The organism is Sediminihabitans luteus (genome assembly GCF_002797595.1).
Taxonomy (GTDB): Bacteria; Actinomycetota; Actinomycetes; order Actinomycetales; family Cellulomonadaceae; genus Paraoerskovia; species Paraoerskovia lutea.
Window position 1 is genome coordinate 180,140 of record NZ_PGFE01000004.1, and the last position, 23,138, is coordinate 203,277.

The window sequence follows — 23,138 nt, forward strand, 5'->3', positions numbered from 1 at the left end:
GGGCGAGGGCACCGGAGCACCCCGTAGAATGTCGGCGTCCTGACCAGCGGCGACGATCGGAAACTCGCATGGCACCCGACGCACGTCGCGCGACCCTGACGAGACGCGTGCGCTCGATGGGTGGACGGCTGGTCCGACGGTTCGGGCTCCTGCCCGCCGGGACGCCGGACGGGCTGGGGCAGGACGACGAGCTGGTCGGCCGGTCGTGGCCGTACGAGGTGCTCGTGTACTTCGCCGACACCTCCGAGGCGCTCTACCAGATCGAGCAGTGGTACTCCACGCTCGAGGTGCTCGACGCCGAGCACCGCGTCGTCGTCGTGACCCGCGACTCCCGGACGGCTGCCCGCGTGCGCGCGGGCTCGTCGCTCGACGTCCGCACGATCGCCCACTACACGACCCTCGACGACGTGCTCGCGCGCTCGTCCACCAAGCTCGCGCTGTACGTCAACCACAACCCCGAGAACTTCACCTGCCTGCGCTTCGGGACGCTCGTCCACGTCTCGCTCATGCACGGCGACAGCGACAAGGTCGTCACGGTCTCGAACCAGACAAAGGCCTACGACTTCTCGTTCGTCGCCGGCCGGGCGGCGGTTGACCGGATGGCGCGGTACGCGACGCTCTACGACGCCCAGGCGCGGTGCATCCCGGTCGGCCGCCCCCAGCTCGACGAGCAGACGGCGGAGCGCGAGCGGCACCGGATGCTGCGGACGCCCGACGACCTGCCCACGGTCCTGTACGCCCCGACCTGGGAGGGCGGGCAGCGCAGCGCCGAGTACGGCTCGGTCGCGAGCCACGGCCTCGCGGTCGTGCGTGCGCTGGTCGAGTCCGGCAGGTACCGCGTGCTGTACCGGCCGCACCCGCTGACCGGCGTCCGGGACGCCTCCTACGGCGAGGCCGACGCCGCGATCCGGTCCTACCTCGACGGCCTCGCGCCCGACCGGCAGGCTCCCGGCGGGTGGGACGGCGGGGGCGAGCTCGCGACGGCGTTCGCCCGTGCCGACCTGCTCGTGTGCGACGTCTCGGGCGTGGCCATGGACTGGCTCGCGACGGGTTCGCCCCTGGTGATCACGCGGCCTGCGGGGCCCGTCGCCGTCGCGCGCTCGCCGCTGACCGACCTCGCCCCGTCGCTCGCGGCGCAGGACGCCGACGGTGTCGTCGCGCTCGTCGACCGCGAGCTCGGGCTCGACCCGACCCGGGCGGAGCGGCTCGCGCTGCGCGAGTACTACCTGGGCGACACCGCCCCCGGCGCCGCGACGGCAGCCTTCGTCGAGGCGTGCGAGAGACTGTTCGAAGTGCGTGACACCGAGCTTGCCCGCATCGAGGCAGCGACACAGGAATGAGGAGATCCATGAGCGTGCAGGTCGTAATTCTGGCGGCGGGGATGGGGACGCGTCTGGGACGCCCGTTCCCGAAGCCCCTGACGCCCCTCAAGGACGGGCGCACCATCATGGCGCAGCAGGTCGGCAACGTGCGCGACGTCTTCGGTGCGGACGCCCAGGTGCTGATCGTCGTCGGCTTCAAGCTCGAGCAGATCATGGAGTCGCAGCCCGACGCGACGTTCGCCTACAACGAGCTCTACGACCAGACGAACACCTCCAAGAGCCTGCTCAAGGCGCTGCGCGGCACGGGTGACCGCGGCGTGCTGTGGATGAACGGCGACGTCGTGTTCCACCCCGAGGTGCTGCGCCGTGTCGTGCCGCTCATCGAGGCGGAGCAGTCGTTCGTGTGCGTCAACACCGCCACGGTCGCCGAGGAGGAGGTCAAGTACACGGTCGACGCCGACGGGAACATCGCCGAGCTCTCCAAGACCGTCGTCGGCGGCCTCGGCGAGGCTGTCGGCATCAACTTCGTCTCCGCCGCCGACAAGGCCGCGCTCGTGCAGCGACTCGCCGAGGTCGGCGACCAGGACTACTTCGAGCGTGGGCTCGAGCTCCTGATCGAGCGCGACGGCGCGAAGATCGTCCCGGTGGACATCTCGGACCTCTACGCGGTCGAGGTCGACTTCGCCGAGGACCTCGAGCGGGCGAACGAGCAGCTCTGAGCCGAGCTCACCGGGTCCCGCGCGCGAGCATCGCGTCGACCGCGCGGGACGCGGCCCGGCCGTCGTCCCACGGGGCGAACCGCCGGACGAACTCCTCGATCCGCCCGCGGTCGGCCTCCGGCGTGGCCAGCGCGTCACGCAGGGCCAGCGACAGCTCGGTCGAGGTGCGCACCACCGGCCCCGGGAGGTCCTGCTCGGGGTCCAGGTAGAAGCCTCGCAGCTCGTCCCGGTAGCGCTCGAGGTCGTAGCAGAAGAAGACCATCGGCCGGCGCAGCAGCGCGAAGTCGAACAGCGACGACGAGTAGTCGGTCACCAGGACGTCCGCCGCCGCGAGGAGCTCCTGCATGTCGGGGTACGCCGAGGCGTCCACCACGCGGCCCGCGACCTCCTCCGGCAGCACGAGCCGGCTCGCGACGATGCTGTGCAGGCGGACGACGAGGACGCCGTCGTCCCCGAGCGCGGCGACGAGCTCGGCCCAGTCGACGGGCAGGTCCACGCCGAACCCGCGGCCCGAGCGCACGTCGTCCCGGAACGTCGGGGCGTAGAGGACGATACGGGCGTCCGGGCGCAGGCCGAGCCGGGACCGCACGGCGCTCGCCGTCCCGGCGAGGTCGCCGGCGACGAGGAGGTCGTTGCGCGGGTACCCGCACTCGACCATCTCGCCCTCGAAGCGGAACGCGCTGCGGAACCTGGCCGACGCGTACGGGCTCGGCGACAGCAGCTGCGTCCAGTACCCGGTCATGCGCAGCGAGCGGTCGAGGTATCCCGTGTCGCGCCCGGTCGTGCTCACCGCGTCGAACTGCATGCACTTGAGCGGGGTCCCGTGCCAGGTCTGGACGTAGGTCGTCCCGCGGGCCGGTGCGAGGTAGTGCGGGAAGTTCTGGTTGCTCACCCAGTACCGTGCGCGGGCCAGCTCCCAGTAGTAGCGCGGCGTCAACCGCGCGACCTTGACCGTCGCGGGGTCGCGAGGGCGGAAGGTGTCCGAGGTGATCCAGACGGTCCGCAGGCCCGAGCCGCGGGCGACGAGCTCCTCGTACATCGCCGCGGGGGAGTCGCCGTACTTCTTGCCGTTCCACGACTCGAGCACGACGGTGTCGCGGCGCGGGAGCAGGCGGGCGACGCGGTAGGCCGCCTTCGCGACCGGGAAGTACGCCGTGCTGCGGCGGACGACCGCGTAGAGACGGCGGCCGGTGGTCCCGTCCCGCAGCCTGGACGCGGCGACGCGGGGGCCCCGCGTCGAGCGCACCGCTGCGTCGATCCGCTCGCAGCTGCGGGTGTCGCGGTGCGTGACGAGGGCGTCCGCACGCCGGCGGTGCTCGGCCGACATCGTCCATCCGCTCGCGGCGCCCGCCACGAGCGCGTCGAGCAACGATCCCGCGTCGGCGTGGATCGAGCCGGGCAGGTCGTGCTCCAGGTCGAGGTGGGACGGCCGCCGTCCGAGGAACCGCGGTCGGTCGAACTGGAAGTAGTGGACGGGACGGTGCTGGATCGCGAAGTCGAGCGCGACGCTCGAGAAGTCGGTCACCAGAGCCGCGTGCGAGCGCAGCAGGTCCTGGACGTCGGCGTCGCCCTGGCGGAGCACCGTGACGCCCGGGGCCTCGAAGAGCGCCGCGTGGTGGCGCATGTTCGGGTGCAGGATCATCGTCACGGGGTGCCCCGCCGCCGCGAGCCCCGCGAGCCGCGGGTCCTCGAGGACCTCGCGCCAGCGCAGGAGGTACTCGCTGTCCTCGATCGGGGCCTGGCCCTGCAGCCAGTCGCGCCAGGTCGGGATGACGACCACGCCGCGCGGGTCCTCGACCGGGTCGGCCAGCAGGCGGTCGAACCGGGAGAGTCCCGTCACCGCGACCTGCCGCGGGCGGTAGCCGAAGTCGTTGACGATCATCTCCTTCTCGCGCTCGGAGCTCACGAGGAAGCGGTCGGTCGAGAACTCGGGCGCGGTGCGGCCGTAGTTGAGGACCATGTTCTTGACGCCCATGATCCCGTGCTGGAGGAACACGCGGTTGCCGCGCGCCCACCGGCGCATGGCACGCGTGCGCGAGGCGAGGACGTACTCGGCGTGGTGGGAGGAGACGACGCGCTGCGCGAGCAGGGACAGCACCATGTGCCGGCGCGAGCCGTGCACGACGACGTTCCCCAGGTGCTCGACGCGCGCACGCTCGGGGGAGTCGGCCGCGATCGGGTAGTAGACGCGGCGCCGCGGGTGGCGGGTGCGGAGCCACTCGAAGTAGCGCGCGCCGGTGTCCTGCGCCTTGTACGGCATCTCTCCGACGAGCCACACGCGCGCGAACGGCCGGGCGAGGGCGAAGGCCCACCCCACGGCGGTGAGCCTCCGGAGGAACCGGTGGTCCGCGCGGGAGTGGTGCTCGACCCGGAACGCGAGGTTGCGTGCCTTGAACGTCTGGTACGGGAGCACCAGCGCCACCCGGTCGCCGGCGCTCACGCGCAGCTCCCGCAGCGGGACGATCCGGGCGCGACGCGGCAGGCCGACGCCCACGGTGCGCGGGTCGTCGGGGGTGGACGACTCGACGAGCCGCACCTGCACGCTCTCGAGCTCCTCGCCCTGCTCACGGCACCGGTCCACGAGCGCCGAGACGTCGGCCTCGACCGTGAGGTCGTGGGTCCACCGGTGGGTCGGCACGGCGCGACGCGGTGCCGTGAGCACGGCCGGCGAGCGCAGCACGACACCCGAGGGCTGGGCGCGGAGCTCGAGGTGCACCAGCGCCGACGTCGCGTCGGCCTCGACCGTGCCGTCGACGCGCAGCACGCTCCCGGAGGTGCGTACCCGCAGGACCCGGAACCTCGGTCGTGGGCCGAGTCCGTCCGGGGCGAGGCGGACCATGAGCGCGCCCGTCCTGCCCGGGTACGTCCACGTGCGCGCGCCCGGCGCGTCGTCGACGGCCCCGGGACCCGCGGGCAAGCGCCGCTCGACGTCGTCGACGAGCTCGACGTGCACGGGGAGGCCCGGCTCGGCGTCGTCCGCGGGCGGGACCTCGGACGCGCGCACCGCGAGGACGGCGAAGCTGCGGGGCCGGTCCTCGACCAACGAGGCCAGCGCGGCGTCGGGCACGGTCGCGTGACGTCCTGCACCGTCGGGCGCCTCGACGACCGGGACGCTGACCTCACCGAACGCGTCGCGGGCGACGCGCCGCACGACGACCTCGGTGACGTCCTCACCCGGCGGGAAGGCGAGGTCGAGCCCGGACGGCGTCCACCGGGCGGTCGCGGTGACCGGCGCGGGGACGTCGTCGGCCGGTCGGCCGCGCATCCGGCCGAGCAGCGTTCCGAGCGAGGACCCTGCAGTCATCGTGATCCTCTCCAGGTACAGGTGGGCGCGCACATGTTACCGCCCGGGCACCACGGCACGGCCCGTCCGCCGGACTGGCTACGCTGTGCCCTGACCGTAGGACGGCGGAGGGCGCACGATGGATCTGCTCAGCACGGCGCGGGGCGCCCGCTCCCGCGCGACCTCGAGGGTCGCGGCCGGTCTCCTGCGCACGGGCTCGTGGGTGCGTGCACGTCTGCGCGCGGCGGCGACGCCCCGCGTGCCCCTCGACCTGTCCGGCCGGGACGCTGCGCCCGTCGCGGTCTTCTTCACCGGGGGGCCGCACGTGCGGTACCAGCTGCTCCAGTGGCTCCCCGTGCTCGACGAGCTCCGGACGCACCACGAGGTCGTGATCGTCGCACGCGAGCCCGAGGACGTCGCCGGGCTGCGCACGGACATCCCGGTGCTGGTGGCGCCCACCCTGGGCGACCTGCACGCGGTGTACGAGCAGCTCGGCGTCAAGGTCGTGCTGTACCCCAACAACGCGCTCGGCAACTTCCAGTCCCTGGTCTACCGCGACGCGCTGCACGTGCACGTCAACCACGGGGAGTCGGACAAGGTCTCGATGGTCTCCAACCAGGCCAAGGCCTACGACCGCGTGGTGGTCGCGGGGCAGGCGGCGGTCGACCGGCACGCCCGCGCGCTGCTCGAGTTCGACGTCGCCCGGCTCGTGGTCTGCGGCAGGCCCCAGCTGGACCTCCCGCGCGACCCGCTGCTCGCCGCGGCGCGGCCGGGTGTCAGCACCGTGCTCTACGCGCCGACGTGGACCGGCGAGGACGCGTCGAACAACTACACGTCGGTCGACGTCTACGGTCCGACGATCGTTCGCGAGGCCCTCGCCGGCGGGTTCCGGGTCGTCTACAAGCCGCACCCGCGGGTCACGACGACGCAGGACCCGGCGGTCGAGGCCGGGCACCGTGCCGTCCTCGCCGCGATCGAGGAGTCCCGGCGGGACGACCCGGGACGCGACAGCCGCGTGCTGCTCGACGGGGACGTCCTCGGCACGTTCGACGGCGTCGACGTGCTCGTCGCGGACGTGTCGTCGGTCGGCCTGGACTTCCTCTACCTGCGCCCGGACGCGCCGATCCTCCTGACCGACCGGCGGGACGACGCGGCCGCCCTGCGGCTGGCGGCGCCCGTCTCGCAGGTCGCGCACGTGGTCGACGCGACGACCGTCGCGGACGTGGGGACGCTCCTCGAGCAGGCGCTCGAGCACGACCCGCACGCGCGGGAGCGTGCGGCCGTCCGCGCGTACTACTTCGGTTCGGAGCGGGGCGAGAGCCTGGTACGGTTCCGCGAGTTCGTCGAACGCTGCATGGACGACCGCGACGTCGCCGTCGCCGGCCGGGACGGGTAGCCCGGTTCGCGGACGGGATCCCGACAGGCCCGGGGGACGCCCGGGCGCCTCCGCCCGGACGCTCGCGTGGGGCGCTTGGTGCCCGTCGCGGTCGTCGAGGCGGGGGCGTCGTCCGGCTAGAATGGCAGCCGCCTGCGGAGATCCGCGGACCTGCCCCGATCGATTGGCATGAAGCAGTCGTGACATCCACATCACCCTCCACGAGTCCGCCGTCCCCGCGGGCGCGCAAGGACCCGGCAGCAGGTGTCCCCGTCCCACCGCCGCTCAAGTCCCGGCTCGGTGACGAGGCGATCGGAGCCCTCGTCAAGGAGGGCGACCTCGTCCGGATGGGTCTGCGGCCGCCGCTCACGGAGTACGTCCGCCAGCTGTGGAAGCGCCGGGCGTTCATCCGCGTCCTCGCGACCTCGAAGGCGTACGCCAAGAACCAGAACAGCTATCTCGGGCAGTTCTGGGCGGTCCTGACGCCGACCCTCAACGCCCTGGTCTACATCCTGATCTTCGGGGTCATCCTCGGGGTCGGGAAGACCGGCGTCGAGAACACGGTCGGCTTCATCGTGGTCGGCACGTTCCTGTACCACTTCTTCACGGGGTCGGTGAACGGCGGTGCGCGGGCGATCCGCGGCAACATGAACCTCGTGCGGTCGGTCCACTTCCCGCGAGCGGTCATGCCGATCTCGGTCGTCATGGCCGAGCTCGCGACGCTCGGTCCCGCGCTCCTGGTGATGTGCGCGATCGTGTGGATCTCGGGCCTCATGCCCGGCGTCGACACGGTCGTTCCGGACTGGTCCTGGCTCTCGCTGATCCCGGCGATCCTGCTGTTCTGGGTCTTCAACACGGGCATCGCGTTCTTCATGGCACGGTGGGTCGCGATCACCCCGGACATCCAGAACGTCATCCCGTTCGTCCTGCGGTTCGTGATGTACGGCTCCGGCGTGATCTTCAGCCTCGAGTCGTTCGTGGGGGACCACCCCGCCGGCGTGATCCTCGAGTACCAGCCCATCGCCGTCTTCCTCTACCTCGGGAGGTCCGCGCTCCTGGAGGAGCCGGCGTTCCCGCCGGACGCCGGCATGTGGCTATGGGGCCTCGGGTGGGCCCTGTCGTTCGCGATCGTGGGGTTCCTGGTGTTCTGGCGTGGCGAGGAGAGGTACGGGCGTGACTGACGACGACGCGGGCGAGATCGACTTCGAGATCGATCCCGAGGACCTCGAGGGCGACGTCCCCGTCGTCGCCGAGCTCGGCAAGCCGTCCCTCGTGGTGGACGACGTCCACATCACCTACCGCGTGTTCGGGGCGACCAAGCTCGGGTCGCGCGGCGCCGAGGACAAGGGGTTCCTCCAGCGGATCCTCGACCGGCGGCCGGGGGTCGGCTCTGGCGTGCGCGAGGTCAAGGCGATCAAGGGCGTCTCGTTCGTCGCGCGGCACGGCGAGTCGATCGGCATCGTGGGCATCAACGGCAGCGGCAAGAGCACGCTCCTGCGTGCGGTCGCCGGCCTGATCCCGCCGACGCAGGGCGCGGTGTACGTCGCGGGCGAGCCGTCGCTCCTCGGCGTCAACGCGGTGCTCATGGGGAGCCTCACCGGTGAGCGGAACATCATGATCGGCGGGCTCGCGCTGGGCCTCACGGAGGCCGAGGTCCGCGAGAAGTTCGACGAGATCGTCGAGTTCTCCGGCATCGGCGACTCGATCTACCTGCCGATGAAGGCGTACTCCTCCGGCATGGGGGCTCGGCTGCGCTTCGCGATCTCGTCGGCCGCGACGCCGGACATCCTGATGATCGACGAGGCCCTGGCGACCGGGGACGCGACGTTCCGGCAGAAGTCGAAGAGCCGGATCGACCAGGTCCGTGCCGGGGCCGGCACGGTGTTCCTCGTGAGCCACTCGATCGCGACCGTCCAGAGCATCTGCACCCGGGTCCTGTGGATCCACGAGGGGGAGCTCGTCATGGACGGTCCGACCGACGAGGTGTGCGCGGCGTACAAGACGTTCGTGCGCAAGGTGCGCGACGCGCGGAGCAAGGCGGCCGCGAAGTAGGCCCGTTGCGGGTGGTGCGCCCGCACCACCGGCGTCCGGCAGGGGCCCGTCGACGTGCCCCCGGGTCCACGTCGTCCCAGAGAGGTGGATCGATGGAACAGAAGGTCGCGGTGGAGCGTCTTGCCCGGGAGCTCGAGCGCCGGGTGGGCGGGAGGCCGGACGTCGCCGTCAGCTCGACGGCGACGTCGTGCACCGTCCGCACCGGTCGGGACGACGCGCGGCTGACGTTCGAGATCCGCGCCGCCGGACCGTCCGCGGAGCTCACCGTCACGGCGCACGCCGACGTGCAGCGTCGCGCGCTGCGCAACGCGCTCGTCGGGCGCAGCCGGATCGCTGCCGGCGAGGTGCACGTCCTCGCGACGCTGCCGTTCGGTGACCGCGCGGCCGAGCGGGCCGCCGCCTGGGTCGTGTGGACGCTCGACGCGGTGCGGGCGACTCCGATCGATCCTGCCGGTGCGACGTCCCGCCTGGAGCCGGGGCAGGTCGCGGCCTACTGGTGGGACGAGCGGTCGAACTTCGGCGACGCCATCGGCCCGTGGCTCGTCGAGCGGATCTCGGGCCTGCGGCCGGTCAACGCGCGTCGCCGTCGTGGGTTGCGCCCGGCGCTCTACTCCGTGGGCTCGATCGTCGGCTACGTCAACCGTGACGACGTCGACGTCTGGGGCTCGGGGCTCATGGAGCCGCTCGCGGGCACCAAGCTCGAGACGCTGCGCCGCCGCACGGACGTGCGCGTGCGCGCCGTGCGTGGTGCGGCCACGCGCGAGGAGCTCGTGACGAAGCTCGGGTGGGACGTGCCGGAGGTGTACGGCGACCCGGCCCTGCTGCTGCCCCGCTTCTACGAGCCGCGCGAGCCCGCGGCGGGTCGTGCCCGCGTCGCGTTCGTCCCGCACTACGTGCACAGGAAGCACCTCACGGGTGAGCCCGCGGACGGCGTCAGGGTCGTCGACGTCGCGCAGGACCTCGAGACGGTGGTGGACGAGATCACGGCGGCCGACGTGTGCGTCTCGACGTCGCTGCACGGGATCGTGGTGGCCCAGGCGTACGGCGTCCCGTGGGTGTGGTTGCGCGTCGCCGACCACACGCTCGGTGGGGACGCGTTCAAGTTCGGGGACTTCTTCTCGACGCTCGACGGCTCCGACGTCGCGCAGCACGACGTCCCGGCCTCCGGGCTCGCGGGGCTCGACCTGCTCGAGCTCGCCGGCAGCGCACGGCTGCCGGGGCTGGCGGTCTCTCTCGACGCGCTGCTCGAGGCCTTCCCCCTCGGGCGGGCCGGGGGCACGCTCGCCGGCTGGGAGCCGCCGTCGGTGCCGCGCGCGCGACCGGAGCTCCTCGCGCCGCTGCGTCGTCAGGCGGGCCGGGCGCGGCGCGCCGTCGGACGTCGGGTCGGCCGGCCTTCCGTCGTGGAGCGGGCGGACGCGAACCACACCGACCTGACGGCCGTGCGGGAGGCCGTCGACCGGACGACCAAGGCGGTCGAGAAGGTCGCCCGCGAGCTCGCGGACCAGCGCCGCGCGCTCGACGCGATCAGGCTCGCCGCCACGGCGAGCACGATGTCCGAGGTCCAGGCCTTCGCGAACGCGCGGCAGCTGACGATGCTCGAGACGCTGCGCCACCTGGCGCAGACCGACGACTCGGTCGCCCGGTTCGGTGACGGCGAGTTCCGGATGATGCTCCGTTCCGACTACGACCTCCGGTTCCAGCGCAACAGCCCCGAGCTGCGCGCCGCGCTGCGCGAGGTGCTCGCGGCGAGCGGCGACGAGGGGATCTCGATCGGGTTCCCGCAGGTCTTCCGGGACGCGCACTGGTCGGGCGTCTGGGCCGAGCTCTGGCCCGAGCTGCGACCCCACCTGCCGGAGCACGGCACGCTGCTCAACAGCCACGTGACGCGACCGATCGCCTTCAACCTGCTGCGGGACGACGCGGTCTCGCTCTGGCGGGACGTGTGGCGGGACAAGCGCGTCGCGCTGGTCACGGGCGCCGGGTCGCGCTTCGAGACGGTGCCGGCGCTGTTCTCGTCGGCGCGGTCCACGCAGCTCGTCGAGTCGCTCCCGCAGCACGCGTTCGACGACCTCGACCGGCTCGTCGAGGTCGTGTCCTCGGGCGGCGAGTTCGACCTCGCGCTCATCTCGCTCGGCCCCGCGGGGACCGTGCTCGCGCACCGGCTGCACCGCGCGGGTGTCCGCGCCCTGGACATCGGCCACATCACCGACAGCTACCGCAACATCTACGACGGCGCCCCGCGGCCCGAGGCCAAGCCGGTCGTCCGGCCGTGACGCCGCGGCACGACGTCGGCCCGCTCGACCGGGCGGCGGCATGACGACGACGATCGTCCCGCCCGCCCGGCACGCGAAGGTCCCGGTCGAGGGCACGGTCCGTCACGACGTCCAGGCGCTCCGCGCGATCGCCGTGACGGCGGTCCTGCTCTACCACCTCTGGCCCGCACGGCTCACGGGCGGGTACGTGGGCGTCGACGTCTTCTTCGTGATCTCCGGGTTTCTCATCACGAGCCACCTCCTGCGGCGGCCTGTGGCGTCGTTCGCGGGGCTCGCGTCGTTCTGGGCGCGCCGTGTGCGTCGGCTCGTGCCGGCCGCGACGCTCGTCCTGCTGGTGACGCTCGCGGCGTCGCTCGTGCTGCTCCCCAGCACCGTGCGGCCGACCCTCGCCACCGAGGTCGGGGCCTCCGCGCTCTCGCTCGAGAACTGGGTGCTCGCGGCGTCCGCGACCGACTACCTGGCCGCGGGCGACCTGCACACGCCTGTGCAGCACTTCTGGTCCCTGTCCGTCGAGGAGCAGTTCTACCTGCTGTGGCCCCTTCTCGTCGGCGGGCTCGTCGCCGCCGGCGTGCGCGTGCGGCGAGGGTGGCTCCCCGCGGCGGGCGTCGGCCTGGTCGTCGCGGCGTCCTTGACCTGGTCGGTGCACCTGACCGCGACCGACCCGGCCGCGGCCTACTTCGTGTCGACGACCCGGTTCTGGGAGCTGGGCCTCGGTGCCCTGCTCGCGACCCTCGTCGCCCGGGCGTCGACCCCGCTGCCGCGTCCCGCGCGGCTCCTCGCCGTCTGGGGCGGTCTCGCCCTGATCGGGTGGAGCGTCGTGGTGTTCGACGCCGCGACCCCGTTCCCGTCCTGGACGGCCCTGGTCCCGACGCTCGGGACGGCGCTCGTGATCGCCGCGGCGTCGGACGGCCTCCGTGGTGGTCCCTCCCGGGTGTGGGCCTGGCGTCCCGTGGGCTGGCTCGGCGGGATCTCGTACTCGCTCTACCTGTGGCACTGGCCGCTGATCGTCCTGGCGCCGTTCGCCCTCGGGCACGTGCTCGTGTGGCCCGAGAAGCTCGCGATCGTCGCTCTCGCGCTCGCCCTGGCCGCGCTCACGAAGTCGTTCGTCGAGGATCCGGTGCGGCGCAGCGCGCTCCTGCACCGCAGGCTCCGGTCGACCTTCGTGCTGCTCGCGCTCTCGGTCGCGCTGGTCGTGGGAGCCGCGGCCGCCACCGCCGCGGTCGCGAGGGCGCAGGAGTCGGCGGCGGACGAGGCCGTGGCGGCTGCCCGGGCTGAGTCCGCGCGCTGCTTCGGCACGAGCGCGGTGCACGAGCCGGGCTGCGAGCCCGAGGGCACCGAGCTGGTCACGACGCCGGCGTTCGCGAAGGCGGATCGACCCGAGCTCTACGCCGACCGCTGCTGGGCGAACGTGCGCGGCGACGCGCGCCCGGTCTGTCACTACGGTGCCCCGGACGCGACCACGAAGGTCGCGCTCCTCGGCAACTCCCACGCCGGGCACTGGCAGCCCGTGATCGCCGACTACCTCGCACCGGCCGACGCGAACCTCACGACTCGCCTGATCTCGGAGTGCTACACGGTCGACGTCCCGATCGCGTTCGCGGTCCAGGCCGAGCGGGACCGCTGCTCGGCCTGGAACGCCTGGGCGATCGAGCAGACCGTGGCCGGCGGGTACGACCTGGTGGTGATGTCGGACCGCACCTTCCGTCCCCTCGAGGGCGTGGCACCCGGGGACAAGGCCGACGTCGCGCGCGCGTCGTACGCGCGGGTCCTCGACGAGATCACGTCCTCGGGCACTCCCGTGCTCGTGCTGCGGGACACGCCCGCGCAGGCGACCGAGATCCCCGACTGCGTCGCGGAGAACTCCGCGCCCGAGGAGTGGGACGCGTGCGCGACCCCGGCGTCGCGCGCGATCGAGGACGACCCGCTCGCCGCCGCCGGTCTCGCGGACACGAGCGGGCTCGTCACGGTGCTCGACGTGAACAGCCTGCTGTGCGTCGACGGGTCGTGCCCGCCCGTCCTCGGCGGCGTCATCGCCTACTTCGACCACGGGCACATGACCACCACGCTCGCCAGGACGCTCGCCCCCGAGGTCTTCGCCGCGCTGGACGAGGCGCTCGGGCGCGAGCAGCCGACGCCCGTGGGCGCGCCGTAGGGACGAAGCCGGCCTTCTGCGGGCGCGACCTCAGCCCGCGTCGGAACCGAGCGCTGCGAGCACCGGTCCCTCGACGTACGGGGTGAGCGTCGTCGCGTACGTCGCCGTCAGGTGCGAGGCGTCGAAGTAGACCACGAGCCCACCCTCCACGGCCGGGCAGACACCGTCCTGGCACACGTACGGCGTGAGGTCGGCCGTGCTGACCTGGGGGTCGTCCAGCGCGACCGCGGCGTCGTACAGCGGGTCGGCGGGGAGCCAGTCGCCCTGCGCGCCGTCGCAGGCCTCGGGCGCGTCGAGGTTCTCCGCCACGCAGTCGGGGACGGACGGGATCGTGTGCTTCGGGTACGGGGTGTCGCGGACCACGAGCACGGGCGTCCCGGTCGCGGAGAGCTCTCCCAGGTACTCCTCGTAGCCCTGCTCGACGAGCGCGTCGCTCTCGGCGCCCTCGGCACCGAGCGCCTCGTACGGCGTGAGCTGCATGGTCACGACGAGGTCGAAGTTGCCGCCGTCGATCTCGTCGACGACGCGGTCCGCCCAGTCGGTGCACCCCTGGGAGGACTCGTCGGAGCCGATCGCGAGCGGGGTCGTGGTCGTGGGGCAGCGGGACGCGACGAACGTCGTCAGCGACCACCCGTGCTTCCCGGCGAGCTCCTGGAGCGACGGCAGGAGGTTCCCGCTGTGCGAGTTGCCGATCAGGGCGACGCGCACGGGTGCGTCGGCGGTGCCGTAGTCGCAGCGCGTGGTGGTCGGGAAGGGCGGGGACTCCCAGCACCCGTCCGCGTAGGCGGTCGGCTTGTCCGCCTTGGCGTCGGCCGGCGAGAGTAGCAGCGGCTGGTCGGCGGTGCAGCCGTTCGCCGGGTCGAGCGCGGCGGCGCCCACGCACCCCGTCCCCGTGCCCACGCTCTCGCGGACCTGGGCGACACGGTCGTCGGCGCGCACGTCGAGCGCGTGCGCGCTGCCGACGAGGGCGCCGCCCGCGACCACGCTGACGGCGAGGGTGACGAGCAGGACCCGTCGTGGCGAGCCGTTCCCGTGGCGGAACCTGTCCTCCACGAGGGGCTTGGTCAGACCCGCGAGCAGGAGCGCCGCGGCGACGATCCCCACCCGCTCGACGAAGCCCGGCTCGTGGCCGACGACGACGGGGACCAGCACGATGATCGGCCAGTGCCAGAGGTACATGGAGTAGGAGACGTCGCCGAGCCACTGGACCCCGCGCAGGTCGCCGAGCACCTGGGGCGAGAACCGGGTGCGCCGTGCGTGCGCCGCGATCACGAGGACGCAGCCGAGCACCGGCAGCAGCGCGGAGGGGCCCGGGAACGGTGTGGCCTTGGTGTAGGCCACGCACGCGACCGCGATCATGATCCAGCCCGCCCACGCCGTGGGGGCGCGCAGCCGCTCGGGCAGCCGGAGCCAGCCGAGGCTCGCCGTCACGGCGAGCACCGCACCGGCGCCGAGCTCCCAGATGCGGACCGGCGTCACGAAGTAGGCGCTCGCCGGGGACGTCGCGAGCGCGACCACGGACCACACGAAGCTTGCGACCACGAGGACGCTGATCGCGACGAACGCGGTGCGGCGCAGGTCGCCGCGGCGGCGGTGCGCGATCCAGGCGGCGCCGATGAGCAGGACCGGCCACAGCAGGTAGAACTGCTCCTCGACGGACAGCGACCAGAAGTGCTGCACGGGCGTCGGCGCGGCCTCGGCCCCGAGGTAGTCGACCGACTGCGCGGCGAGGGACCAGTTCTCGACGTAGAGAGCCGCGGCGCCCGCCTCGCGCAGCGTCGCGGACCACACGGTCGAGGGTGCGAGCAGGAGGGTCGCCGCCACGGTGGTGAGCAGCACCAGGTAGCTCGCGGGCAGCAGGCGCCGCACACGGCGGGCCCAGAACTGCCCGAGGTCGCCGAGTCCTCGAGGCGGACGCCGGAGCAGGTGCGACGTGATGAGGAACCCGGAGATCACGAAGAACACGTCGACGCCGACGAACCCGCCCGTGAGCCTCCCCGGCCACACGTGGTAGAGCACGACGGCCCCCACGGCCACGGCGCGCAGCGCCTGGATGTCCGTGCGGACCGCGCTCTCGGTCGTCCGAGCCGGGCGCGTGGCGACGCCAGCTTCGAGCACGGGTCCTCCAGGGCAGGTGTGGGTGGTGGGATCGACGCCCCATCCTAGGGTGTCGCGCGAGGGGACCCGACGCGCGGTCGAGGCAGCGGGGGCGGCGGGCTGTGCGCTAGGTTGTGCGTCGGTCGGCCGCCGTCGGCCCCACGGACGTTCGGACGCACGGATCGGATCGAGATGTCATCGCACGGGAGCAACAAGGCGATCCTCGCGGCGCTGGCCGCGAACCTCGGGATCGCGGTCACGAAGTTCGTCGCGTTCGCGCTCACCGGCGCGTCGTCGATGCTCGCCGAGGCGGTCCACTCGCTCGCGGACTCGGGCAACCAGGGTCTGCTGCTGCTCGGCGGCAGGCGTGCGCGACGCCACGCGGACGAGAAGCACCCGTTCGGGTACGGCCGGGAGCGGTACATCTACGCGTTCATCGTCTCGATCGTGCTGTTCAGCGTGGGCGGTCTGTTCGCGCTGTACGAGGCGTTCCACAAGTGGGAGCACCCCGAGCCGATCGAGTCGTGGCAGTGGGTGCCGATCACGGTGCTCCTCGCGGCGATCGTCATGGAGGGCCTGTCGTTCCGGACCGCCGTCAAGGAGTCGAACGCGCTCCGCGGCGACCAGTCGTGGGTGTCGTTCGTGCGCACGGCCAAGGCGCCCGAGCTTCCCGTGGTGCTCCTGGAGGACTTCGGTGCGTTGATCGGTCTGGTCCTGGCCCTGGGCGGCGTCGGCATGACGCTCGCGACCGACGACGGCCGGTGGGACGCGGCCGGGACCGCGGGGATCGGCGTCCTGCTCGTCCTCATCGCCATCGTGCTCGCGATCGAGACGAAGTCGCTCCTGCTCGGCGAGTCCGCCACGAAGGTGCACGTGGCAGCGATCCTCGAGGCGCTCGTGGGGCCCGGCGTGCCGTCGGTCATCCACCTCAAGACGTTGCACCTCGGCCCGGAGGAGCTGCTCGTCGCGGCGAAGGTCGAGGTCGACGTGCGGGAGTCGGCGGCCGAGATCGCGGACGCGATCGACGAGGCCGAGGCCAGGGCCCGGGCCGCCGTCGAAGGGATGACCTTGCGGATCTACCTCGAGCCCGACCTGCGCGACGCGCCCGCGGTCACCGGGGCGTGACGTCCCGTTCGAAGCTCGACGGCCGCGGGTAGTAGCGGCGCAGGAAGTCCAGCATCATGCGGTCGGTCGCGACCGAGTCCTTCCCGCCCGTGACGTCGTTGAGGCAGAACACGTCGACGTCCCGGCGGCGCAGCAGCTCGTTGAGCAGGAGCACGGCGTCCGGCCGGGAGGTGTCCTGGTAGGCGTACGAGATCGTGCCCGGGACCGCGTGCCCCTCGGCGAAGGCCACGTGGTGGTGCAGCGACGAGGCGATCGAGAGGTCGCCGGGGTGCCGGAACCGTGAGGCGGCGACGGCCGCAAAGACCTCGGGGTGCTCGCGCTCGAGCCGCTCGAGCACTGCGCGGTCCTGCGGGTGCGGCGTGTGCTTGAACTTGTTGGTCACGATCCTGCCGGTGCGGGCGTGCACGAGGTCGCGGTTGTTCTTCGCGGCCGCGAGCACGGGGAAGTCGCGCACGGTGGGTGCGTCGAGGTCGAGCACGAGGTCGGAGAGGAAGAACTTCGTGCCGCCGTTGCCGAGGAAGAACAGCTCGGGCCGGACCGGTCGGCCGAAGAAGACGTCGTCGTTGAGGTAGAGGTATCGGTCGCTGAGGCCGGGGACGTGGTGCAGCTGCGACTCGATCGCGTGCGAGTTGAACACGGGCAGCACGCCCGGGTCGGAGAAGATCTCCCGATGGTCGACGACGACGACGCGCTCGTTCGTCCTGTCCAGCCACGCGGGGACCTGGCCGTCGCTCACGACCACGATCCGGTTGACCCAGCCGGCGTACGCCTCCACCGAGCGCATGGAGTACCGGAGCTCGTCGCGCGCGACGTAGCGCGAGGACGAGACCGCGGTCTCGTGCACGCTGTCCCCGCACACCGCGCGCTGCGCCTCGGCCTTGCGCTCCTGCCAGCGCGGGTCGTCGCCGTCGACCCACGTGTAGACCACGTCGATCGGCTCGTGCACGCTCAGCAGGTGGGGGGCGCGCAGCGGGGGAGGGACGTGACCGGGTGCGGCCACGGCCTCGGCCCAGCGCTCGGGCGCGAGATAGGGCACGTGCTTCCCCGGTACCCGCGCGCAGACCGTCCCGACGGCGAACGTGCCGCCGTCGACACGGCGCCGACCCTCGTCGCCGACGACGTCCCAGAATTCGATGCGGACGCCGAGGTGCGGGAACCGGAGCGCGAGCCCGGGCCCGGTCGGCACGGGCCGACCGATCTCGAGCGCGACGGGCGCGTGGTCACGGCCTCGGGCGCGACCGACGTCCCGCCGGTCCCACGTCCCGGGGAGGCCGTCCAGGGCGGCGACCGTCGCCTCGTGGTCCTGGACGCGCACGACGACCACCCGGTCGGGCCCGGCGCCGTCGGGCAGGACGACCAGCTCGACTCCGGCACCGTCCAGGGCGCCGACGACGAGCGCGAACGTCTCGTCGCGCCACCGCCAGGCATCCACCAACGGCGCGGGATCGGCAGGGTCGACGGGCCTGCGACGCGGGCCGCGCTGCCACGGCAGCTCGCCGTGCAGCAGCTGGGACAGGACCAGGCGCTGACGGACGCTCAGGTGCGCGGCGACGCGGTCGCGGATGCCCACGGCCCCTCCTCGTCGTCCGCCCGCGCCGCCGGGCGCCCGTCGCCCGGCACCGGCACGGCGCCCGCGGCCTGGTCCCGCTCGAACCGGGCGGGGGTCGGGAACCGCCGGGCCAGCCAGTCGCCGAGCCAGGCGCCGACCTCGGCGTCGAGCGCGGGGTCGTCCGTGGGCACGTCGTTGACGCACAGGGTCGACAGGCCCGCGAGGGTACGGTACTTCTCCATCTTGGCCCGTGCGCTCGCGTCACCCACGTTGAAGTAGCCGAAACGCAGGGCCGACGGGACCGCCCGCCCCGTGAACAGTGCGGTGTACAGGTGCAGCCACGAGCAGATCACGACGTCGCTCGGCGCACGGAACGGGCTCGCGAGCGTGGCGCGCACCTCCTCGGGGTAGCGCTCCAGGAGCTCCTCGGCGACGTCGATCCGCTGCGGGACGGGCACGTGCGCGAAGAGCCTGCTGGGACGTCGCCCGTGGTCCCGCACGAGCAGAGCGGCCGAGCGCTCGCGCGCGTGCTCGACCGGTGTGCGGTCGGCCGCCGTGACGTCGGGGCGGGCGGACCGGGAGAACGTGACCTTGAGCTGACCTGCGGGGGTGAAGAAGTCGGCCGGCTCGACCGCGCGGTTGAGCAGGACGTCGTCGTTCATGAGCAGGTAGTGCTCGGAGAGCCCGGGGATCCGGTGCACCTGCGCGCCGATGGAGTGCGAGTTGTAGGTCGGCAGGAGCGACGGGTCCTCGAAGATCTCCCGGTGGTCCACGACCCGGACGCGCCCGTCCGACGTGTCGAGCCACGTCGGGACCTGGTCGTCGGTCACGAGGTAGATCTGCCGGATCCACGGCGCGTAGGTCTCGATCGAGCGCATCGAGTGACGCAGCTCGCCGCGGTCCCGGAACCGGTGGGCGTCGTCGCCCTGCCCGACGGCGCCGGCCGGGGCGAGCCCGAGCCGCGCGCGCACGACGTCCCGACGGGCCCGCCACGCGTCGTCCGCGTCGTCGACCCAGAGGTAGACCGCGTCGACGGGGAAGGTGACCTCGAACGCGTCGGGCACCTCGTTCACGGCCAGGACGGGCTCGGACGCGCCGTCCCAGCGGGCCCGCCGCCCGAGGCTCAGGTCGTCGACGCACTGGACGACGCCGGTGCGTGCGGGTGCGGTCCAGCGTCCGTGCTCGTCGGCGGACCAGCGGTGCAGCTCGCACCCCATGTCGGCACCGAGGAGCCGCCCCGTCGCGAGGTCGCGGACGTACCGGAAGACGCGCAGCACGGGGAGCGTGGCGAGCACCGCCGCGTCCGTGGCGAGGGGTGACCCCAGGCTCGACCGGGCGGGAGCCGCGTAGACGGGGTCGCCCGCGGTGCCGAGGTCCGCGAGCGCCGCGAGCGCCCGGGGCCAGTCGGTCTCGAGCACGGCCCACGTGGTCACCCGGGTCCCGCGGTGGTTCGTCGCGAAGTGCACGATCCCGGCGTCGTCGAGCAGCGCGGACACGAGGTCTGCCGTCTCGGCCGCGAGCTCCCACGGGGTCGTGCGTGCGCGACGGACCGCGACGACGCGGCGTCCGCGGGCGGTCGTGAGCTCGGCGTGACCGTCGGCGACGAGCGCGCGGACCGGTGCGAGGCGCTCGTACCGCGCGTGGCGGCGACGGGTGGCCCAGCGTCGGGCGAGCCGCCGGGAGGTGCGCACGGGGTGGCGCAGCGCTCGCAGCGCTCGCGACGGCAGTGCCGTCGCCGTGGACGCTCTCACTCTTCTACCTCCGGGTGGATCTCGACCTCGTCGTCGGGACCGTCAGCGCTGGTCCGCGGACCATGCTAGGCCCGCAGCGGGGCAGGGTACGCGAGCGACGCGGCACCTCGTGCACGACGACGCCGGGCCGGCCCCCGTGGGGAGCCGGCCCGACGTCGTCGTGCGACCGCGGCGAGGGGCGCCGCGGCTCAGGTCACTCGCCCGTGACGCTGTCGATGAAGTTCGGGTTCTCGTCGAGCCAGGCCTGCACGCCGGCGTCGACGTCGTCGGTGTACGCGTCGTCGTTGAACAGCGTGTTCTCGAGCGAGAAGAGCTGCTCGTCGGTCAGCGTGAAGTCCTCGAGCCAGCCCGCGAGCTCGCTGTGGTCCTCGCTGAAGCCCTTCGGGCCGTAGGTGTGGATCGACTCGGCGGCGCCGAGCGTGCCCTCGGGGTCCTCGAGGTCGCGGATCGGGAACGCGTCGTAGGCCCAGTGCGGGCGCCACAGGGTCACCGCGATGTTGTCGCCCTTGTCGGTGGCGCCCTTGAGCTCGGCCAGCATGGCGGGCGTCGAGGAGATGACGTAGTCCATGTCCTCGAGGCCGTACGTCGGGATGACGTTGTCCTGCGTGGCCTCGGTCAGGCCGGCGCCTGCCTCGATGCCGACGAGGCGGTTGCCGTAGTCGTCGCCCATCGTGGCGAGGTCGGCGATGGTCTGGGCGGGGGAGTCCTCGTTGACGGCGATGGTGAGCTTCGCGTCGTCGTACCAGGTGCCGAGGTCCTCGAGGTCGTCGCCGTACTTCTCGATGTACGAGGCGTGCGTCGTGGGGAGCCACGTGTCGAACATGAGGTCGAAGTCGCCGCCGGCGAGGCCGGTGAAGATCACGCCGACGTCGGCGGTCTGGGTGTCGACGGTGTAGCCCTTGTCCTCGAGGACGGCCTTCCACAGGTTCGACACGGCGATGCCCTCGTCCCAGCCGGACGGGATGCCGATCGAGACGTTCATGTCGTCGCCACCGCCGGCGGCGTCGGTCGAGTCGTCGGAGGAGCAGGCGGTGAGGCCGAGCCCGAGGGCGACGGTCGCGGTCACGGCGGCCGCGGCGCGGCGTCGGGTGGAGAGTGCGGAGAACATGGAGGTCCTTCCTTCGGCGGACGTCGGGCCCGCCTGGGTTGGGGTGTCGTGCAAGGGGAGAGATCGGGGGTCGGCGCGGCCTGGCCGCGCCGGGGGCGGTCGGGTCAGGCGCTCGCGGTCGCGAGGGCCTTGGCGACGGGCGAGCGCTTCGCGAGCGCCGAGGTCACGCGGTCGAGGAAGATCGCGAGGATCACCACGGAGAAGCCGCCCTCGAAGCCGAGCGCGACGTCGATGCGCGAGAGCGACTCGACGACCGGCTGCCCGAGGCCGGGCGCGCCGACCATGCCGGCGATGACGACCATCGACAGGGAGAGCATGATGACCTGGTTGACGCCGGCCATGATGGTCGGCATCGCGAGCGGCAGCTGGATCTGGCGCAGGATGCGTCCGCGGGTCGAGCCGAACGCGTGTCCGGCCTCGACGATCTCGGCGTCGACCTGACGGATCCCGAGCTCGGTGAACCGCACGCCGGGCGCGAGCGCGAAGATCACGGTCGCGACGATGCCGGGCACGGCGCCGGTGAGGAAGATGACGACGGCCGGGAGCAGGTAGACGAACGCCGGCATGGTCTGCATGAAGTCCAGGACGGGGCGCACGAGCCGTGAGGCGTGGTCGTTGCGCGCGGTCCAGATCCCGACGGGGATCGCGATGAGCAGCGCGATCGCCGAGGCGATGATCACGAGCGTGAGCGACGCCATCGCGTTGTCCCACTGGTCCATGCCGGCGATCACGGCGAACCCGACGAGCGACCCGACGCCGAGCTTCCACCCGGCCGCGAGGGCCGCGAGGAGCGCGAGGACGAGCGCGACGACGATGAACGGCGGCGTCTGCAGCGCCCACTCGAGCCCGTCGAACGCGCCCTCGAGGATCGCCTTGACGACGTCGAAGACGGCGTCGAACGTGGTCGTGACCCAGTCGACGGCCGACTCGACCCAGTCGCCAAACGGCAGGCGGGGCACGAACGTGCCGGTGTCGTCGGCCGCGGCGAGGACGCTCTGCCCGGCCGTGGTGGCGGTGGCGGTGATCATGCCGTCGCTCCCTTCGTCGTGGCGGGTCCGGGCAGCGCCGGCTCGTCGGTGGGGGGTGCGCCCATGGCGCCCCGGGCGTCGGAGCCGGGCGCCTCGGTGGTGGTCTCGGGCTCGGTGCCGGGCACCATGGCCTCGAGCAGGGCGTCGCGGGGGATGACGCCGACGAGGTCGCCCGCGTCGTCGTGCACCTCGAGCGGCGCCGCGCTCTCGGCGGCGGGTGCGAAGAGCTCGGCGAGCGGGGTGTCCTGCTCGACGTACTGCGAGTCGTCGGACGTCGCGCTGTACGTCGTGCCGTCGGCCGGCGGCACCATGACCGACTGGGCGGTGAGCACGCGGGTGCGGTCGACGTCGGCGACGAACTGCGCGACGTAGTCGTTCGCGGGCTCGGAGAGGATCTCCTCGCTCGTGCCGATCTGGACGATGCGCCCGTCGCGCATGACGGCGATCCGGTCGCCGAGGTGCATGGCCTCGTTGAGGTCGTGCGTGATGAAGATGATGGTCTTGTGCAGCGTGCGCTGGAGCTCGAGGAGCTGCTCCTGCATCTCGCGGCGGATCAGCGGGTCGAGCGCCGAGAACGCCTCGTCCATGAGCAGGACGTCGGTGTCGGCGGCGAGCGCGCGGGCGAGCCCGACGCGCTGGCGCATGCCGCCCGAGAGCTGCGAGGGCAGCGAGTCGGCCCAGCCGCCGAGACCGACCATCTCGAGCGCCTCGGTCGCCTTGGCGATGCGTTGCTCGCGCGGCATGCCCTGGATCTCGAGGGGGTAGGCCGCGTTGTCGAGCACGGTGCGGTGCGGCAGGAGCGCGAAGTGCTGGAAGACCATGGACACGCGGGTGCGGCGCAGGGCGCGCAGGCGCTTGGCGTCGACCGTCGACAGGTCGTCGTCCCCGATGCGCACGTGCCCGGCGGTCGGCTTCCAGAGCCCGTTGAGCATGCGGATGAGCGTGGACTTGCCCGAGCCGGAGAGGCCCATGACGACGAAGATCTCGCCCTGGGCGACCTCGAAGCTGGCGTCGATGACCGCGGCGGTGCCGAGGTTCTTGACGTCGTCGCGGCTGGCTCCCTCGGTCAGGCGCTGGACGGCCTTGACCGGGCGGCGTCCGAAGACCTTGTAGACGTTCTCGACGGACACGGCGGGGCGGGACCGGTCCGCGGGTCCGGGCGTCGGGGTCGACCCGGGTGTCGGAGTACTCGTCGGGACTGCTGGCATTGCTGGCCGTCCACCTCTCTCGGTGCAAGGGATGACGACGCACGCTCCTGTCTGGCGCAGGCGCACCGTTCTCGGACCGCGGGGGCGGGAGACGGG

General features: G+C 72.8%; 15 protein-coding genes. 8 read left to right on the plus strand and 7 right to left on the minus strand.

Features of this window, described 5'->3' with window-relative positions; all coding sequences use genetic code 11:
• Positions 1-68: 68 nt before the first annotated feature.
• Together CLV28_RS12285 and CLV28_RS12290 are read left to right on the plus strand one after the other, a co-directional pair.
• Positions 69-1,340 carry a CDP-glycerol glycerophosphotransferase family protein gene (locus CLV28_RS12285; RefSeq protein WP_100423613.1) on the plus strand — a complete coding sequence of 424 codons (1,272 nt, stop codon included), beginning with the start codon at positions 69-71 and terminating at the stop codon, positions 1,338-1,340.
• A gap of 8 nt (positions 1,341-1,348) precedes the next feature.
• On the plus strand, positions 1,349-2,041 hold the full coding sequence (locus tag CLV28_RS12290) for a phosphocholine cytidylyltransferase family protein (RefSeq protein WP_100423614.1): 693 nt from the start codon (positions 1,349-1,351) through the stop codon (positions 2,039-2,041).
• A gap of 7 nt (positions 2,042-2,048) precedes the next feature.
• Here CLV28_RS12290 and CLV28_RS12295 read toward each other — a convergent pair whose 3' ends face one another.
• Entirely contained in the window at positions 2,049-5,345 is a 3,297-nt protein-coding gene (locus CLV28_RS12295; RefSeq protein WP_157802635.1) for a CDP-glycerol glycerophosphotransferase family protein, read from the minus strand.
• A gap of 118 nt (positions 5,346-5,463) precedes the next feature.
• On the opposite strand from CLV28_RS12295, the gene CLV28_RS12300 reads away from it, so the two are divergent.
• From CLV28_RS12300 to CLV28_RS12320, 5 genes are all read left to right on the plus strand, one after another.
• Positions 5,464-6,720, plus strand: a complete 1,257-nt coding sequence (locus CLV28_RS12300; protein ID WP_100423616.1) for a CDP-glycerol glycerophosphotransferase family protein — start codon at positions 5,464-5,466, stop codon at positions 6,718-6,720.
• Between the two features lie 179 nt (positions 6,721-6,899).
• The gene (locus CLV28_RS12305) at positions 6,900-7,880 is read left to right on the plus strand and encodes an ABC transporter permease (protein ID WP_239073226.1); all 981 of its coding nucleotides are present in this window, start codon (positions 6,900-6,902) and stop codon (positions 7,878-7,880) included.
• The gene (locus tag CLV28_RS12310) at positions 7,873-8,751 is read left to right on the plus strand and encodes an ABC transporter ATP-binding protein (RefSeq protein ID WP_100423618.1); all 879 of its coding nucleotides are present in this window, start codon (positions 7,873-7,875) and stop codon (positions 8,749-8,751) included. The genes CLV28_RS12305 and CLV28_RS12310 overlap by 8 nt, the downstream gene beginning before the upstream one ends.
• Positions 8,752-8,843: 92 nt before the next feature.
• Positions 8,844-11,024: a GT-D fold domain-containing glycosyltransferase gene (locus tag CLV28_RS12315; RefSeq protein WP_157802636.1), complete on the plus strand. Its 2,181-nt coding sequence runs from the start codon at positions 8,844-8,846 to the stop codon at positions 11,022-11,024.
• Positions 11,025-11,064: 40 nt separating this feature from the next.
• Positions 11,065-13,176 (plus strand): acyltransferase family protein, encoded by a 2,112-nt coding sequence (locus tag CLV28_RS12320; protein WP_100423620.1) that lies wholly within the window; start codon positions 11,065-11,067, stop codon positions 13,174-13,176.
• Positions 13,177-13,206: 30 nt separating this feature from the next.
• Here CLV28_RS12320 and CLV28_RS15700 read toward each other — a convergent pair whose 3' ends face one another.
• Positions 13,207-15,294: an acyltransferase family protein gene (locus CLV28_RS15700; protein WP_100423621.1), complete on the minus strand. Its 2,088-nt coding sequence runs from the start codon at positions 15,292-15,294 to the stop codon at positions 13,207-13,209.
• Positions 15,295-15,465: 171 nt separating this feature from the next.
• On the opposite strand from CLV28_RS15700, the gene CLV28_RS12330 reads away from it, so the two are divergent.
• The gene (locus CLV28_RS12330; protein WP_100423622.1) at positions 15,466-16,398 is read left to right on the plus strand and encodes a cation diffusion facilitator family transporter; all 933 of its coding nucleotides are present in this window, start codon (positions 15,466-15,468) and stop codon (positions 16,396-16,398) included.
• On the opposite strand, the gene CLV28_RS12335 is transcribed toward CLV28_RS12330, so the two are convergent.
• The 5 genes from CLV28_RS12335 to CLV28_RS12355 form a co-directional block, all read right to left on the minus strand.
• Positions 16,385-17,968, minus strand: a complete 1,584-nt coding sequence (locus tag CLV28_RS12335) for a stealth family protein (RefSeq protein WP_100423623.1) — start codon at positions 17,966-17,968, stop codon at positions 16,385-16,387. The two genes, CLV28_RS12330 and CLV28_RS12335, sit on opposite strands and share 14 nt — an antisense overlap.
• The gene (locus CLV28_RS12340) at positions 17,935-19,698 is read right to left on the minus strand and encodes a stealth conserved region 3 domain-containing protein (protein WP_100423624.1); all 1,764 of its coding nucleotides are present in this window, start codon (positions 19,696-19,698) and stop codon (positions 17,935-17,937) included. Before CLV28_RS12340 ends, CLV28_RS12335 begins: the two co-directional genes overlap by 34 nt.
• Positions 19,699-19,891: 193 nt before the next feature.
• Positions 19,892-20,806, minus strand: a complete 915-nt coding sequence (locus CLV28_RS12345) for a glycine betaine ABC transporter substrate-binding protein (protein WP_100423625.1) — start codon at positions 20,804-20,806, stop codon at positions 19,892-19,894.
• Positions 20,807-20,910: 104 nt separating this feature from the next.
• On the minus strand, positions 20,911-21,834 hold the full coding sequence (locus CLV28_RS12350; protein ID WP_100423626.1) for an ABC transporter permease: 924 nt from the start codon (positions 21,832-21,834) through the stop codon (positions 20,911-20,913).
• Entirely contained in the window at positions 21,831-22,964 is a 1,134-nt protein-coding gene (locus CLV28_RS12355; RefSeq protein ID WP_239073227.1) for a quaternary amine ABC transporter ATP-binding protein, read from the minus strand. The genes CLV28_RS12350 and CLV28_RS12355 overlap by 4 nt, the downstream gene beginning before the upstream one ends.
• Positions 22,965-23,138 lie beyond the last annotated feature (174 nt).

Excerpts from the sequence above, each read along its gene's own strand:
- CLV28_RS12350 (WP_100423626.1), bottom strand. The coding sequence starts at position 21,834 with ATGATCACCGCCACCGCCACCACGGCCGGGCAGAGCGTCCTCGCCGCG.
- CLV28_RS12345 (WP_100423625.1), bottom strand. The coding sequence starts at position 20,806 with ATGTTCTCCGCACTCTCCACCCGACGCCGCGCCGCGGCCGCCGTGACC.
- CLV28_RS12330 (WP_100423622.1), top strand. The coding sequence starts at position 15,466 with ATGTCATCGCACGGGAGCAACAAGGCGATCCTCGCGGCGCTGGCCGCG.
- CLV28_RS12290 (WP_100423614.1), top strand. The coding sequence starts at position 1,349 with ATGAGCGTGCAGGTCGTAATTCTGGCGGCGGGGATGGGGACGCGTCTG.
- CLV28_RS12320 (WP_100423620.1), top strand. The coding sequence starts at position 11,065 with ATGACGACGACGATCGTCCCGCCCGCCCGGCACGCGAAGGTCCCGGTC.
- CLV28_RS12315 (WP_157802636.1), top strand. The coding sequence starts at position 8,844 with ATGGAACAGAAGGTCGCGGTGGAGCGTCTTGCCCGGGAGCTCGAGCGC.
- CLV28_RS12295 (WP_157802635.1), bottom strand. The coding sequence starts at position 5,345 with ATGACTGCAGGGTCCTCGCTCGGAACGCTGCTCGGCCGGATGCGCGGC.
- CLV28_RS12300 (WP_100423616.1), top strand. The coding sequence starts at position 5,464 with ATGGATCTGCTCAGCACGGCGCGGGGCGCCCGCTCCCGCGCGACCTCG.
- CLV28_RS12285 (WP_100423613.1), top strand. The coding sequence starts at position 69 with ATGGCACCCGACGCACGTCGCGCGACCCTGACGAGACGCGTGCGCTCG.